The organism is Gordonia aichiensis (assembly GCF_039946255.1).
Taxonomy (GTDB): Bacteria; Actinomycetota; Actinomycetes; order Mycobacteriales; family Mycobacteriaceae; genus Gordonia; species Gordonia aichiensis_A.
The window spans coordinates 111,447-123,907 of sequence record NZ_JBCDWL010000006.1; the positions used below are offsets into that span (position 1 = coordinate 111,447).

The 12,461-nt window shown below is 71.2% G+C and carries 13 protein-coding genes; 4 read left to right on the forward strand and 9 right to left on the reverse strand.

The window, feature by feature from the left end; genetic code table 11:
• Positions 1-20: 20 nt before the first annotated feature.
• Together AAFO60_RS09205 and AAFO60_RS09210 are read right to left on the reverse strand one after the other, a co-directional pair.
• Complete coding sequence (locus tag AAFO60_RS09205; protein ID WP_424308496.1) at positions 21-1,139, reverse strand: sensor histidine kinase; 1,119 nt, start codon at positions 1,137-1,139, stop codon at positions 21-23.
• Positions 1,136-1,846, reverse strand: coding sequence for a response regulator transcription factor (locus AAFO60_RS09210; protein ID WP_347955890.1), 711 nt, complete (start codon positions 1,844-1,846; stop codon positions 1,136-1,138). Before AAFO60_RS09210 ends, AAFO60_RS09205 begins: the two co-directional genes overlap by 4 nt.
• Positions 1,847-1,973: 127 nt before the next feature.
• Here AAFO60_RS09210 and AAFO60_RS09215 point away from each other — a divergent pair, with 127 nt between their 5' ends.
• Positions 1,974-2,597: a DUF305 domain-containing protein gene (locus tag AAFO60_RS09215; RefSeq protein ID WP_347955891.1), complete on the forward strand. Its 624-nt coding sequence runs from the start codon at positions 1,974-1,976 to the stop codon at positions 2,595-2,597.
• Positions 2,598-2,618: 21 nt separating this feature from the next.
• On the opposite strand, the gene AAFO60_RS09220 is transcribed toward AAFO60_RS09215, so the two are convergent.
• The 4 genes from AAFO60_RS09220 to AAFO60_RS09235 are packed head-to-tail and all read right to left on the reverse strand — an operon-like array spanning position 2,619 to position 7,925.
• The gene (locus tag AAFO60_RS09220; RefSeq protein WP_347955892.1) at positions 2,619-3,050 is read right to left on the reverse strand and encodes an NUDIX hydrolase; all 432 of its coding nucleotides are present in this window, start codon (positions 3,048-3,050) and stop codon (positions 2,619-2,621) included.
• A gap of 53 nt (positions 3,051-3,103) precedes the next feature.
• A complete protein-coding gene (locus tag AAFO60_RS09225; RefSeq protein WP_347955893.1) occupies positions 3,104-3,871 on the reverse strand; it encodes an HNH endonuclease family protein in 768 nt (255 codons plus the stop codon).
• A gap of 53 nt (positions 3,872-3,924) precedes the next feature.
• Positions 3,925-6,279 carry an ATP-dependent DNA helicase RecG gene (locus tag AAFO60_RS09230; RefSeq protein WP_347956009.1) on the reverse strand — a complete coding sequence of 785 codons (2,355 nt, stop codon included), beginning with the start codon at positions 6,277-6,279 and terminating at the stop codon, positions 3,925-3,927.
• Positions 6,279-7,925: a DAK2 domain-containing protein gene (locus AAFO60_RS09235; RefSeq protein ID WP_347955894.1), complete on the reverse strand. Its 1,647-nt coding sequence runs from the start codon at positions 7,923-7,925 to the stop codon at positions 6,279-6,281. The genes AAFO60_RS09230 and AAFO60_RS09235 overlap by 1 nt, the downstream gene beginning before the upstream one ends.
• Positions 7,926-8,207: 282 nt before the next feature.
• Between AAFO60_RS09235 and rpmB the strand changes: the two genes are divergently transcribed.
• Entirely contained in the window at positions 8,208-8,399 is a 192-nt protein-coding gene (rpmB, locus tag AAFO60_RS09240; RefSeq protein WP_009677560.1) for a 50S ribosomal protein L28, read from the forward strand.
• A gap of 148 nt (positions 8,400-8,547) precedes the next feature.
• Positions 8,548-9,336 carry an enoyl-CoA hydratase/isomerase family protein gene (locus tag AAFO60_RS09245; RefSeq protein ID WP_347955895.1) on the forward strand — a complete coding sequence of 263 codons (789 nt, stop codon included), beginning with the start codon at positions 8,548-8,550 and terminating at the stop codon, positions 9,334-9,336.
• Between the two features lie 82 nt (positions 9,337-9,418).
• Here AAFO60_RS09245 and AAFO60_RS09250 read toward each other — a convergent pair whose 3' ends face one another.
• The 3 genes from AAFO60_RS09250 to thiL are packed head-to-tail and all read right to left on the reverse strand — an operon-like array spanning position 9,419 to position 11,612.
• A complete protein-coding gene (locus AAFO60_RS09250) occupies positions 9,419-10,096 on the reverse strand; it encodes a uracil-DNA glycosylase (protein WP_347955896.1) in 678 nt (225 codons plus the stop codon).
• A complete protein-coding gene (locus AAFO60_RS09255; RefSeq protein WP_347955897.1) occupies positions 10,093-10,617 on the reverse strand; it encodes a gamma carbonic anhydrase family protein in 525 nt (174 codons plus the stop codon). Before AAFO60_RS09255 ends, AAFO60_RS09250 begins: the two co-directional genes overlap by 4 nt.
• A gap of 17 nt (positions 10,618-10,634) precedes the next feature.
• Positions 10,635-11,612, reverse strand: coding sequence for a thiamine-phosphate kinase (thiL, locus tag AAFO60_RS09260; RefSeq protein WP_347955898.1), 978 nt, complete (start codon positions 11,610-11,612; stop codon positions 10,635-10,637).
• 80 nt (positions 11,613-11,692) lie between these two features.
• Here thiL and AAFO60_RS09265 point away from each other — a divergent pair, with 80 nt between their 5' ends.
• Positions 11,693-12,259 carry a DUF3515 domain-containing protein gene (locus tag AAFO60_RS09265; RefSeq protein WP_347955899.1) on the forward strand — a complete coding sequence of 189 codons (567 nt, stop codon included), beginning with the start codon at positions 11,693-11,695 and terminating at the stop codon, positions 12,257-12,259.
• Positions 12,260-12,461: the final 202 nt, after the last annotated feature.

The following is a 12,461-nucleotide window of genomic DNA, read 5'->3' on the forward strand; positions in this document are numbered from 1 at the left end:
ACCGGCTCACGAGGCGTCGATCAGGCCGACGGCAGGCGGACGGTGAAGACCGCTCCCCGACCGGGGCCCGCACTGGCGGCCGAGAGCCGGCCGTCGTGCGCTTCGACGAGCGCCCGCGCGATGGTCAGGCCGATGCCGCTGCCGCCGTGGTCGCGGTCGCGGGCGGTGTCGGCGCGGTAGAAGCGGTCGAAGACGTGCGCGAGGTGTGCGGTCTCGATGCCCTCCCCCGTGTCGGACACGGTGATCAGGACGTCGCGGCCCTCGCGCGCGGCGGCGACGGTCACCGTCCCGCCGGTCGGCGTGTGGCGCAGCGCATTGGTGAGCAGGTTGCCGAGCACCTGGCCGATCCGCGCCGGATCGACGATCAGCGCGATCGCCGGTCCGGGCCGCACACGCAGCGCCACCTGTTTGGCGGCGTACGATTCGGCGGCCGCGCCGACCGCGGCGTCGATCAGCTCCCGGTCGGTCGTCGGCACCGGCATCACCGACATCGCGCGCTCCTGCGCCTGCGACACGGCGCTGACGTCCTCGGCCATCCGCCGCAGCCGGTCGGTGGCACCGCGCAGGATCACCATCGTCGACTCGTCGAGCGAGCGGACCCCGTCGTCGACGGCTTCGAGATAGGAGTCGATGGTCGCCAGCGGCGTGCGCATCTCGTGCGCCAGGTCCGACAGCATGCGGCGCCGGGTGGCCTCGGTGGCGGCGAGCTGCCGGGCGAGCCGGTTCACGGCGTCGGCCAGGTCGTCGAACTCGCGGCCCATCGCGCCGCCGTGCACGCGGGCGTCGTAATGACCGTCGGCGATCTGGGTGGTGGAGGCGACCACCTCGCTGACCGTCTGCTGCACGCGCCGCGCCAGGTACCAGCTGACGCCGAGGGCCAGCACCGCCGAGACGGCGGCGGCCAGCCCCCACGACAGTCCGACGGCATCGGCGAAGGCCCGTTCGACGTGCATGGCCTCGCTGGAGTCCTGGTCGATGCCCGCCTGGTGGAGGTGGTCGTGGAAGATGCCCGGCGCCGTCACCCAGGCGATCAGCAGGGCGCTGGCCGCAGCACCGATGACGACCAACGACATCGCCAGCATCAGGCCGGCGCCGACGGTCAACCGCCGCCCGCCCGCCCCGACCGGCCGGGCGGTCACCGGCCCGTCCCCATGCGGTAGCCGACGCCGCGCACGGTCCGGACGTACCTGCCGTGCGCGGCGTCGTCGCCGAGCTTGCGGCGCACATGCGCGATATGGACGTCGACCAGGTGGTCGTCGCCGATCCACTCCGGCCCCCAGACGGTGTCGATGAGGCGAGCCCGCGTGAAGACCGTGCCCGGCGCCGACGACAGCGCGGCGAGCACGTCGAACTCGGTGCGGGTCAGCTGCACCGGTCGGCCGGCGACGGTGACCTCGCGACCGGGCAGGTCGATCGCGAGATCGCCGAAGACGCGCGCGGGCTCACCGACCGGATGATCGCCGGTGAAGCCGGTGCGCGGGCGCCGCATCCGCGCCTGGATCCGCGCCGACAGCTCACGCGGGCTGAACGGTTTGGTGATGTAGTCGTCGGCGCCGACCGACAGGCCGACCAGGGTGTCGACCTCGTCCGCGCGGGCGGTGAGCATGACGATGTAGGCGTCGGAGAAGGTGCGCAGTCGGCGACACACCTCCACCCCGTCGAGCCCGGGCAGCCCGAGGTCGAGCACCACCACATCGGGGTCGACGCTGCGGGCCAGGCCGACCGCGTCGGCACCGTCCCCGGTCACGGTGACCTCGAAGCCGTCCCGTTCCAGATACGACGCCACGAGGTCGGCCAGCGCCGCCTCGTCCTCCACCACCATCGCGCGAGCAGACATGGCATCCATCTTGGCCGTCGGCCGGCGCGCGGGGCGTCGCGCCGCCCTTCTTGAGCAAACCTTCATGAAACGATGAGCCGACCCGGCGGGCGCGTCGGGCAGACTGGCCCGGAACCGTCCACGGAAGGAATCCATCGTGAAAACCCGTCTCGTCGCCTCCGCGATCGCCGCCGCAGCCGTCGTCGTCGGCGTCGCCGCCTGCAGCCCGAACGAGCAGGCGTCCAACGCGAGTACCGGCAGCTCCACCGCACACGACATGTCCGCGATGGCGAGCGCCGGCCCGTCGTCGACGGTCGTCGGCACCGCCGCGCACAACGGGGCCGACGTGATGTTCGCGCAGATGATGCTGCCGCACCACGAGCAGGCGCTGGTGATGAGCGACATCGTCCTCGGCAAGAGCGACATCCCCGCACAGGTGAGGGATCTGGCCGAGCAGATCAAGAAGGCGCAGGGGCCGGAGATCGCCCAGCTGCAGGCGTGGCTCAAGCAGTGGAACGCCCCGACCTCGGCACACATGGACCACGAGATGGACGGCATGCTGTCCGAGACCGAGCTCGACGAGCTGCGCGCCGCGTCGGGAACCGACGCCGCCAAGCTGTTCCTGAAGCAGATGATCGAGCACCACGAGGGTGCCGTCGACATGGCCGAAGAGGAGATCGCCGACGGCAAGAACGCCGACGCGATCGAGATGGCGCGCAGCATCGTCGACTCGCAGCGCAAGGAGATCGACCAGATGAAGCAGATGCTGACCGGTCTCTGACCGGGTGCCTGGTCCGGGCGCCTAGTCGGTGTGTCGAGCCGTCCCGGCGAGGACCGGGAAGACCGCGTCGCGCAGCAGCGGGGCGAGGTCGGCGTGAGCCTCGGACCTCGGATGCACCCACGCCAGCTCGGCGATCTCGGCGCACGCGATCGGGTCGCCGACCGGCGGGTGGGTGAAGACCTCGGCGACCACCGTGTACCCCGCCTCGTTGGCGGCGGGGGCCGCGAAGGTGCCCAGGGTTCGAAGGGAACGCGAATCGAGGTCCACACCGAGCTCCTCGCGCGCCTCCCGGACGGCGGCCTCGGCGAAGGTCTCGCCGGGGTCGAGTTTGCCGCCGGGAAACATGAACAGGTGCGAACCGGTCTTGCGGACCGTCAGCACGCGGCCGGCGTCGTCCCGCATCACCACCGCGCTCACCACGATGCGCCGCTCGTCGGCGGGTCCGCGTCCCATCGGTGTCTCCCTTCGCCGTTCAACGTGATCGCTTGTTCAGCATGATCGCTTGTTCAGCATGATCCCAGGGCCTTGTCGAGGGTGGTGCGCGAGGGCGCGTCGACGGGCAGGCCGTACGCGTGCAGGACGGTGACGAACTGGATCGCGTACTGGCAGTGGAAGGCGCGCAGCGGCGGCATCCACCGCGCCGGCTCGGCATCGGACTTGGCCTGGTTGCTCGCCGCGTCGGAGGCGACGAGGTTCGCCGGATCGTTGGCGAAGGCCCACCGCGTCGATGCGGGCCACGCAGCGGCTCCCATGTCCCACGCGTACGAGAGTGGCACCACGTGGTCGATCTGGACCGCGGCCGAGCCGCGGCCGCGGCGAAAGCCGACGGTCCGCCCGGTGTACGGGCTGGTGAAGGTGCCCGCCGCGACCGCCTCCGGGCAACCGGCCGTCGACGCCCGCGCGGTGACCGTCAGATCGCGATCGAGGATGTCGTTGCGTGTGTCGCAGCCGTTGCCGGCACCCGCCACACCGGCCGCGTCCGTCCACGCCGGACCGAATGCCTCGCGCCGGTAGGCGGCGTCGTGCGGCGGCCTGTCGGACAGAACCGGCAGGCCGGACAGCGCCGCGCGGGCCGCGCTCACCAGCGCGCCCGGCACCGGCGACGGCGGTTCCGGCAGTCCCGCCCCGAAGGCCACGACGGTCGCGGTCGTCGCGAAGACGCCGAGGATGAGCCACTGCCTGCCGGTGAGGCGGATCTGCCCCGGCCTGCGATGACCGGCGGCCCAGCGCGTCGGCCACCGCAGACCGAACCCCCGGATGCCACCGCGCCCCATGCTCCTTTAGACGCACCGCGCGCCCGCCCGGTTCCGCGACACGCCGGAGCGAGTCAGGACTTGTCGAGATAGTCGACGCGCGACGGGAGCAGGATCGCGCGCACCAGATCGGCCAGCGGCTGGTGCGCGGTCAGGTCGGGATCGGCGGACACGATCGTCTCGGCCAGGTCGCGGGCATCGGCGATGACGTCGGCGTCGTCGAGGAGCGACAGGAAGCTGAGCGAGCTCTTGCCGCCCGACTGCAGGGAGCCGAGGATGTCGCCTTCCCGCCGCTGGGCGAGGTCGACGCGAGCCAGTTCGAAGCCGTCGGTGCTGGCCTCCACCGCCCGGAGCCGCTGCATGGACTGCCCCAGGTCGCTCGCGGTGGTCATCAGCAGGCACAGTCCGGCGTGCTGTCCACGGCCGACACGACCGCGCAGCTGATGCAGCTGACTGACGCCGAACCGCTCGGCGTTGACGATCACCATGACCGTCGCGTTCGGCACGTCGACGCCGACCTCGATCACCGTCGTCGCGACGAGCACGTCGATCTCGCCGCGCGTGAAGGCGTCCATCACGTCGTTCTTCTCGTCGGCGGGCAGGCGCCCGTGCAGGATGGCGATGCGCCGCTGCGCCAGCGGCCCCGACTGCAGTCGCTCGGCGAGGTCGAGGACCGACGCGGTGTCGTCCTCGGTCCCGTCGCCGTCCTGCGGTGCCCCGCGCGCCGGCTTCTTCTGCGCCGGCTTCTTCTTGGGGGTCTGCTCGTCGCCGATCCGGGTGCACACCACGTACACCTGGCGGCCGGCGGCGATCTCCTCGTCGGCGCGCGCCCAGACGCGATCGACCCACTTCGGCTTGTTCATCGGCACCACGCTCGTGGTGATGGGCCGGCGGCCGCGCGGCAGTTCGGTCAGTACCGACGTCTCCAGGTCGCCGAAGGTGATCATCGCGACCGTGCGCGGGATCGGCGTCGCCGTCATCACCAGGAAGTGCGGCCGGGTGTCGTCGCGCCCCTTCGACCGCAGCACGTCGCGCTGTTCGACCCCGAAACGGTGCTGCTCGTCGACGACGACCATCCCCAGATCGAAGAACTCGACGTGCTCCTCCAGCAGGGCGTGGGTGCCGATGACGATGCCGGCCTCCCCGGTCACCGCGTCGAGCAGGGTCTGCCGTTTCGCCGCGGTGCCCAGCGAGCCGGTCAGCAGCCCCACGCGGGTGGCGCCGTCGGCGGCACCGAGCTCACCGGCCCGCGCCAAGTCGCCGAGCATCGTCATCACCGTCCGGTGATGCTGGGCGGCGAGGACCTCGGTGGGCGCCAGAATCGCGCACTGGTGCCCGTTGTCGACCACGCGGAGCATCGCCAGCAAGGACACCAGCGTCTTGCCCGAGCCCACCTCACCCTGCAGGAGTCGGTTCATCGGGTGCTCGCCGGCGAGGTCGTCGCCGATCTCGCCGAGCACGTCGCGCTGGCCGGAGGTGAGCTCGAAGGGCAGTCGTGCCAGCAGCCGATCCTCCAGACCGCCGGGCACGTGCGGGCACGGCCGGGCGCTCTCGACGACGACGCTGAGCCTGCGGCGTGCCAGTTCGGTCTGCACCGCGAGTGCCTCGTCGAACTTGAGCCGGGCCCGCGCCGCCTCGATGTCGTCGAGCGTCTCGGGCAGGTGGATCCGCCGGACGGCCTCGTCGGCGGTGATCAGGTCTCGCTCGGCCCGCTGCGCCTCCGACAGCGGGTCGGCGGCGGGGACGGTGTCGGCGAGCACCGCGCGCACGGCCCGCTGCGCCTCCGACAGCGGGTCGGCGGCGGGGACGGTGTCGGCGAGCACCGCGCGCACGGCCCGCCAGATCTCCCAGGTCTGCACGTCTTTGGTCGCCGGATACATCGGAATGAGATCGCGGTTGAAGCTGGCGACGTCATCGGCCGACGCGGTGGACCCGTGCCTGCCGTCGTCCTCCCCGGACTCGTCGGCGGGGTGCGGCTCCCCCATCAACGCCGCGCTGCCGACGACGTCGATGCCGTCGTCCTCCGGCATCACCATCCAGTCCGGATGCGAGAGCTGGACCTTGTTCTGGAACAGCTTCACGGTCCCGGCCATCGCGACACGCGTGCCCGGCGTGAGGACCCGCTTGATCCACTTCGCGTTGAAGAAGCTGACCTCGTAGTCGGCGCGGCCGTCGTTGACGACCACCTTCAGGAACTGCCCGTAGCGGCGCTTCATCGCGATCATCTGGGCCGACCGGATCCGGCCGACGACGGTGATCCACTCGCCGGGCTCCGGGCGCTCGGACTCCGACAGGTGCCCGCGGCGCAGATAGCGGCGCGGCACGTATCGCAGCAGTTCACCGACGGTGGTCAACTCCAGACTCTCGAGCTTGCGCAGCAGCGCCGGATCGATCGACGCGTCCGACAGCGGCGACGCCGTCGTCAGCATCACTCGACTCCCACCTGCAGCAGATGGCTCGACTGTCCCGTCTCGTACAGGGCGAGTTCGATGCCCGGATAGTTGACGTGCACGTGGTCGGCGATCGTTTCGCGTGCTCGATCGTCGAGGTCACGACCGGCCAACACGGTGACCATCTCGCCTCCGGTGGCGAGCATCAGGTCGAGCAGCGCGGTGGCCGCCTGTCGTTGCTCGGGCGCGATCACCAGGACATCGGAGCCGATCAGCCCGAGCGTGTCGCCGATGTCGCACGTGCCCGCCAGCGTCATCATCTTGCCGTTGGAGCGCATCAGCGAGCCCCAGCGCGTGCCGGCCGCCGCCTCGGCCATCGCGAAGGCGTCCACGTCCGGCTCCTCGTCGGGATCGTGCACGGCCAGCGCCGACAGGCACTGGACCATCGACAGGGTGGGCAGGAAGACCACCGACCGCTGCGTCGATCGAGCCTGCGCGCCGACCTGCACCAGGTCCTGCGACGACATCATCCCGTTGCCCATCACGATGACGTGCGCGCTGTCGGTGGCCCGGATCGCCTCCGTGAGGGTCGCCGGGTGCACGCCGTGATCGGCGCGGACCACCGAGGCGCCGGCCTCGGCGAACAGGGTCTCGGCGCCGTCGCCGGTCACCAGTGCGACGACCGCGCGTTTGAACCGCGGCGCGGGTTCGGTCGCCCCCGGCGCCGCACGCATCGCGTCGAGCGCGAAGCAGCTGATCCGGATGTCGCTCAGCGAGCCGACGTCGAGCCCGGCCTGCACGGCGGCACCCGGCTCGTCGGTGTGCACGTGGACCGAGAAGCGTTCGGAGCCGGTGGAACTGTCGCCGACGATCACGATCGAGTCGCCGAGCCCGCCCAGCCGGTCGCGCAACCCGCTGATCTGTGTGCCGTCGGCGCCGTCGAGCAGATACATCACCTCGAAGTCGGTGTCGCCGGCCCCGTGGCACTGCTCGTCGTGATGACCGCCGCCGGCGGTGAGGATCCCGCGGTAGGCCCGCCGCTTGTTCGCCACTCCCGTGACCACCAGCACCAGGGCGTCGGCCATCACGAGAAAGCCGCGCCCGCCGGCGTCGACGACGCCCGCGCTCGCGAGTTCGGGCATCTGCTCGGGGGTCAGTTCCAAGGCCTCGGCGCAGTCGTCGGCGACAGCCCGCACCAGATCGGCGGGCGAGCCCGTGACATTGGCCGACGCGCTCTCGGCCGCCACGCGAAGCACCGTCAGGACCGTGCCCTCGCGCGGCTCGCTGACCGCCCGGCGCGCGGCCAGCGCAGCCAGTCGCAGCCCGTTCTTGCAGAGACGGTTGAAGCTGAGGTCGTTCTCGGCGACGGCGAGGTCGGCGGCGTCGGCGAGCCCGACCAGGACCTGCGACATGATGATGCCGGAGTTGCCGCGCGCGTTGGCGACCGCGGCGTCGGCGAGAGCGCGCATCACAGTCGGCAGGTCCTCGTCGGCGGCGGGCTCACCGAGCTCGGCGACGGCACCCGCCATGGTGAACGCCATGTTGCTTCCGGTGTCGGAATCCGGGATCGGGAAGACGTTGAGGTCGTTGATCTCGGACCGCAGCGTCGCCAGGCCGGCGGCGCACGCCTGCGCCCAGTCCCGGATGAGCTGCGGATTGATCGCGGTGCTGCTGTCACCGGTCATCAGCGGCACCATCACCCCACCTTCCTGCTCCCCTGTCGGCCCTGCTCCCGGTCGGTGCGCCGACCGGGTCCGTCGAATGCGTCCGAGATTACCGTCTCCCTCCGACATCGACCGATCCACTCGACGCGAACGACCCCGTCCGGCCCCGTCCGCCACGGTCCGATTTGGTCTCAGAGCGCCACCGCGGTTACTCTTGTCGGGTTGCCGATCGTTGCGGCGCACAGTGCTGCGCTCGAGTTCGGCTGACCAATGACCATAGATTTACTACCAAGGGAGTTCGACATGGCTGCCGTTTGTGACGTTTGCGGCAAGGGTCCCGGCTTCGGCAAGTCGGTCTCGCACTCGCATCGGCGAACCAACCGTCGCTGGAACCCGAACATTCAGTCGGTTCGCGTCGAGGTCGCCCCGGGCAACAAGAAGCGCCAGAACGTGTGCACCTCGTGCCTGAAGGCGGGCAAGACCGTCAAGGCCTGATCGCCACACGCTCTATCCACGAGATCGCCGCTCGGCTCACGCCGAGCGGCGATCTCGTCGTCTCTCCGAACAGATGCCCTGCGGGCACAGACCAGCAGATCCGGATGCAACTCCCGTCGGCGACCGAACGTTCAGTAAAGTACCCGGCATGGCTTCCGATCTCATCAGCGTCGACGACACCGGCGTCCTGACCCTCACCGTGTCCACGAGTGCCGCAGGCACCGCCCTCGATCACGAGCTGGTCCTCGAATCCCGCGAGGCCCTGCGCGCGGTGGTCCGCGGCAGCCTCGCCGCCGACGCGGTGGTCCTGCGCGGCGCCGGAAAGAACTTCTGCGCGGGCGGCAACGTCGCCGCGTTCGCCGCCGCCGACGACCGCAACGACTACCTGCGCGGTCTGGCAGACGACCTGCACTCCATGCTGGGCTTCCTCTGGGAGTCCGAGCTGCCCGTCGTCGCGGCCGTCAAGGGATGGGCCGCCGGCGCCGGCATGAGCCTGGTGCTGCACGCCGACATCGCGATCGGCGGACCGTCGACCAAGATGCGCCCCGCCTACCCGGGCATCGGCCTGTCGCCGGACGGCGGCATGTCGTGGCTGCTGCCCCGCGTGGTCGGCGCCGCCCGCGCCCGCCACCTGATCATGACCGACCAGATCCTGGGCGCCGACCGCGCCCTGGACCTCGGAATCCTCTCCGACCTGGTCGACGACGACGCCGTCGAATCGACCGCCTACGAGATCGCCGCCAAGCTGGCCGCGGGCCCGCGCGGCTCGTACCGTGCGATCCGCCGTCTGCTGCACGCCGGGACGACCGCCACGCTGACCGATCAGCTCGCCGCCGAATCCGCGTCGATCGCCGCCCTCAGCATCACCCCCGAGGGCCGCGAGGGGGTCGATGCCTTCCTCGCCAAGCGCGCGCCCGACTACCGCGGCGTGCGCTGAGCGTTCCCGCTGCGACGCACGCGGCGGTTCCCGCGGGCCCGGTCGGCTGGTGCTGAGAGCACTGGATATCCGGGAAGTACACCTAGGACAGACGCCAGTCGACCGGATCGGCGCCCAGTTCTTCAAGCTCCCGGTTCGCGCGTGAGAACGGGCGCGAACCGAAGAAGCCGCGGGAGGCCGACAGCGGCGACGGGTGCGCCGACTCGATGACCGGCACACCGGGCAGCCACGACGCCAACTGGCGGGCGTCGTTGCCCCACAGGATCGCCACCAGCGGCTCGTCGCGGGCCACGAGCGCACGGATGGCGCGTTCGGTGACCGCCTCCCAGCCCTTGCGTCGGTGGGAGGCGGGTTGGCCCGGCGCCACCGTGAGGACGCGGTTCAGCAACAGCACGCCCTGCTCGGCCCACGGCGTCAGGTCGCCGTTGGTCGGCATCGGATACCCGAGGTCGTCGCAGTACTCACGGTAGATGTTCTGCAACGACCGCGGCACCGGGCGCACGTCGGGGGCCACCGAGAAGCTCAAGCCGACGGCATGCCCCGGGGTGGGATACGGGTCCTGTCCGACGATGAGCACGCGCACCCGGTCGAAGGGCTGGGTGAACGCCCGCAGCACGTGCTGCCCGGCGGGCAGGTAGTGCCGACCGGCGGCGTTCTCCGCGCGGAGGAACTCACCCATCTGCGTGACCTGCGCCTGCACCGGGGCCAGGGCGTCGGCCCAGCCGGGATCGACGAGGTCGGTGAGCGGCTTTCCGCTCACGCGTCGAGCCTGCGCAACTGCTGCCGGTAGTGCAGCCCGTTCTGGTAGTACAGCTCGGTGTTCTGCACCAGATGGCCCTCCGGCACCTGATAGCCCTCCCGCACCTTGGCGGGCACGCCGAGCGCCATCGACCGCTCGGGCACCTGGAATCCGTAGGGCACCACCGCGCCGGCCCCGATCACCGAGCCCGCGCCGATCACCGACTTGTTCAGCACGATCGAGCCGGAGGCGATCAGGCAGTCGTCGCCGATCGTCGCGCCCTCGATGTGCGCATTGTGGCCCACCACGCAGCCCGCGCCGATGACGGTCGGTTCGGTGAAGGTGCAGTGGATGACGGTGCCGTCCTGGATGTTGGAGCGGGCGCCGACGGTAATGGTGCCGTAGTCGCCGCGCAGGACGGCGCCGGGCCAGATCGACACGCCGTCGCCGAGGGTGACCGAACCGATCACCGTCGCATCCGGGTGGATGAACACGTCCTCGCCGAGAGTCGGCTCACGATCGCCGAGTGCATAGACAGCCATGCGTCGATTCAATCAGGTCAGGTCGCGGTGAACGACTGCCACCCGCGGATGTCGCCGACCGGCTCCCCGTCGAGGAAGGCGTCGACGGGCCCGTCGACGACCCCGCCGACGACGGTCCACCCGGCGGGCACCGCCCCGGGCGCGAACGCGGCCAGCAGTTCGTGCTCCTCTCCGCCGGCGACCGCCCACCGCACCGAGTCGACGCCGAGCGCGGCGCCCAGCTCCGCCAGGCCCGGCGCCTGCGGGACGGCCGCGGCCGCCACCTCGATCCGGACCTCGGAGGCCGCCGCCAAGGTGATCATCTCCTCGACCAGACCGTCGGAGACGTCGGTCATCGCGTGCGCGCCGGCCACCGCCGCCACGCGTCCCTGCCCGATGTCGGGCTGCGGCAGCCGGTACGCCTCGACCAGGGAGGCGTGCCGGGTCAGCAGTGCGGGGTCCGCGCCGTGTTCGACGGCGGCCAGCGCCGCCAGCCCGCCCGCGGGTCCGCCGAGCGGCCCGCTGACCGCCAGCACGTCGCCCGGCCGCGCGCCCGACAGGGCGATCGCCTCGGTGTCGGCGAGCACGCCCAGCGAGGTGACGGTGAGAACGACGTCGCTCGACGACACCAGGTCGCCGCCGAAGACCCGGGCCCCGAACCGGTGCGTCTGCGCGACGATTCCGGCGTTGATCTCCAGCACGCGGTCGACCGGGGTGCTGGGCGGGCAGCCGATCGACACCACCACACCGGTCAGCTGCCCGCCCATGGCGCCGATGTCGGCGGCGCTCTGCACGACCGCGCGCGCCCCGATCTGTCGCGGGCTGGACCAGTCGAACCGGAAGTGCCTGCCCGACACCGCGGTGTCGGTGCTGACCACGACGGGTCCGGCCGGCACGAACACTGCGGCATCGTCGCCCGAGCCGATCACCACGTCGGTCGCGCCGCCGCCCGCACCGGCCGCCTGTGTGAACAGCGCGATCAATGCGCGCTCGCCGACCTCACCCACCGTCTTCACGGCGACGATGCTACCGCTGTCGCGCACGGGCCCCGCGGGCGATTTCTCGACGGGGCCGCTCATCGACCACACTGGGCAGCATGAGCGACCCCGCCGAGCAGACTCCCGCCGACGACAGCACCGACACCGTGACCGACCGGTCGCGTCGGCTCAGTCCCGCTCTCATCGCCACGTTGATCGCGATCCCGGTCATGGTGATCGCCGGTTTCGTGACCTACGCGGCGATGAACTACTCGGCGAGCGACCGGGCGCGGGTGCCGGTCGACTCGTACGCCGTCGCCGCCGACACCTCCGCGTGCAAGCCCTTCCTCGACGCGCTGCCCGACACCCTGGGCGATTTCGGCGACAGGTCCGTCGACGGCACCACGGTCCGGTGGACGCGTCCCGATTCTGATCCGGTGGTCCTGCGCTGCGGCGTCGAGCGGCCCGCCGAACTGGCTCCGACGAGCGCACTGCAGGTGATCAACCCGGTGCAGTGGTTCATGACCGACACCATCGAGGGCAGCGGCCAGGCGTACATCAGCGTCGACCATCGCCCCTACGTGGCCGTCTGGGTGCCCGCCGGTGCGGGCAACGCCCCGATCACCGACATCTCCGCGCTCATCGAGCAGCACTTGGAGCGCGCCCCCCTCGATTTCGGAAAGTGATCTGCGGGCTGCCCCAGCGACCGCTCTCCGGGTCTCGATACGCGTCCTGCGCTGCGCTCCGGTCGCTACTCGACCACCCTGAAACGCACCTCACCCCCAGGCTCGTCGAGTAGCCCGCGAACGAAGAGAGCGAGCGTATCGAGACCCCAACAGGCCTCGATACGCGTCCTCCGCTACGCTCCGGCCGCTACTCGACCACCCT

Bases quoted from the DNA above. Each gene is read 5' to 3' on its own strand.
- AAFO60_RS09210 (WP_347955890.1), bottom strand. From the start codon at position 1,846: ATGGATGCCATGTCTGCTCGCGCGATGGTGGTGGAGGACGAGGCGGCG.
- AAFO60_RS09220 (WP_347955892.1), bottom strand. From the start codon at position 3,050: ATGGGACGCGGACCCGCCGACGAGCGGCGCATCGTGGTGAGCGCGGTG.
- AAFO60_RS09225 (WP_347955893.1), bottom strand. From the start codon at position 3,871: ATGGGGCGCGGTGGCATCCGGGGGTTCGGTCTGCGGTGGCCGACGCGC.
- AAFO60_RS09230 (WP_347956009.1), bottom strand. From the start codon at position 6,279: ATGCTGACGACGGCGTCGCCGCTGTCGGACGCGTCGATCGATCCGGCG.
- AAFO60_RS09235 (WP_347955894.1), bottom strand. From the start codon at position 7,925: ATGACCGGTGACAGCAGCACCGCGATCAATCCGCAGCTCATCCGGGAC.
- rpmB (WP_009677560.1), top strand. From the start codon at position 8,208: ATGGCTGCCGTTTGTGACGTTTGCGGCAAGGGTCCCGGCTTCGGCAAG.
- AAFO60_RS09245 (WP_347955895.1), top strand. From the start codon at position 8,548: ATGGCTTCCGATCTCATCAGCGTCGACGACACCGGCGTCCTGACCCTC.
- AAFO60_RS09255 (WP_347955897.1), bottom strand. From the start codon at position 10,617: ATGGCTGTCTATGCACTCGGCGATCGTGAGCCGACTCTCGGCGAGGAC.
- AAFO60_RS09265 (WP_347955899.1), top strand. From the start codon at position 11,693: ATGAGCGACCCCGCCGAGCAGACTCCCGCCGACGACAGCACCGACACC.